The 1,429-nt window shown below is 34.1% G+C and carries 1 protein-coding gene; it reads right to left on the bottom strand.

Translation table 11 applies throughout. From position 1 onward, the window contains the following. Positions 1-119: 119 nt before the first annotated feature. On the bottom strand, positions 120-1,429 hold a 1,310-nt coding region (gene bioA / locus HG1285_RS01625; RefSeq protein ID WP_008289348.1), incomplete at its 5' end, for an adenosylmethionine--8-amino-7-oxononanoate transaminase.

Genomic DNA, 1,429 nt, shown 5'->3' with positions numbered 1-1,429 from the left:
AATACTGCAAAAATGCTATCTGGAATAGTAGCTATAGGGACAATTATTTATTCAACATTTAAATGGTTTAAAAAGAAAAAAGAGGAGATAAAAAAATTAGAGGAGCAGGAGGATACAGCTTAACCCTCCAGCTCTTTTATACTATCTTTTAAACTGTCTAAAAAGTAGTTTAACTCATCTTCAGATATTACAAGAGGAGGCATTATTACCATTACATCTCCAAGTGGTCTAACCCAGATACCTTTTTTTAGCATACTTTTTGCAACTTTAAATCCTGTTCTTTCACCATAAGGGAAAGGCTCATTTTTTTCTTTATCCTTTACAAGTTCAACACCTGCCATAAATCCGTATTGGCGAACATCTCCAACATGTTTTAAATCCCAAAACTCTTTAAGTCTTTCTTCTAAAAGCTTTATTTTAGGCTGCAGTTTTTCTAAAGTTTTCTCTTCTTCAAAAACTTCTAAATTTGCTATTGCCACATTACACGCAATAGGATTTCCGGTATATGTATGCCCATGGTAAAAATGCTTCGCTTCTCCAAACTCCCCTAAAAACTCTTGATATATTTCATCTGAAACAAGTGTTGCTGCTAAAGGTAAGTATCCGCCAGTAATTCCTTTGCCAAGTGCCATAATATCTGGTTCAATTCCTTCCTTTTCACAGGCAAACATATGTCCGCTTCTACCAAAACCTGTTGCTACTTCATCAACTATCATAAGGATATTAAACTCATCACATATTCTTCTAATCTCTTTTAAATAACCTTTTGGAAACGGCAGTATACCTGCAGCCCCCTGAACTCCTCCTTCTAGAACAATGGCAGCTATATCCTGATGGTGGTGAAATACAAAATCCTCAACCTCTTCAATTAAAAGTTTTGTTGTATCGTATTCAAGGGCTTTTTCTCTCCCAACCTTTTTTACCGCTTCAAGATACGGAGAAGGAAGTTTATAAACATCAAATAAAAGAGGTTTATATTTTTCGTGAAATATGTTTATTCCTCCAACCGAAACACTACCTATAGTATCTCCGTGATATGCTTCTGATAAAGTAATAAACTTATTTCTTTGAGTTTCACCTTTATTATGCCAGTAGTGATACGCAATTTTTATTGCTATTTCCATTGCTTCAGAACCATCTTCACTATAAAAAACATGTTTTAATTTTGGTGGTGTTATATCAACTAAATTTTTAGCAAAAACAATGGCCGGAACATTTGAAGCTCCAAGAGTTGTGAAATGAGCTATTTTATTGACCTGCTCTATAACTGCTTGATTCAACTTAGGATGATTATGTCCATGAACATTACACCATAAAGAAGCAACTCCATCTAAATATTTATTGCCGTAAATATCATATATATAAACACCTACTCCTCTTTCAACAATAACATTATCTTCCTGCGTGTAAACCTGCATTTGTGTAAAAG

The organism is Hydrogenivirga sp. 128-5-R1-1 (genome assembly GCF_000171895.1).
Note: the sequence above shows the minus strand (reverse complement) of the source record. Positions and strands in the feature narration are given on the sequence as shown.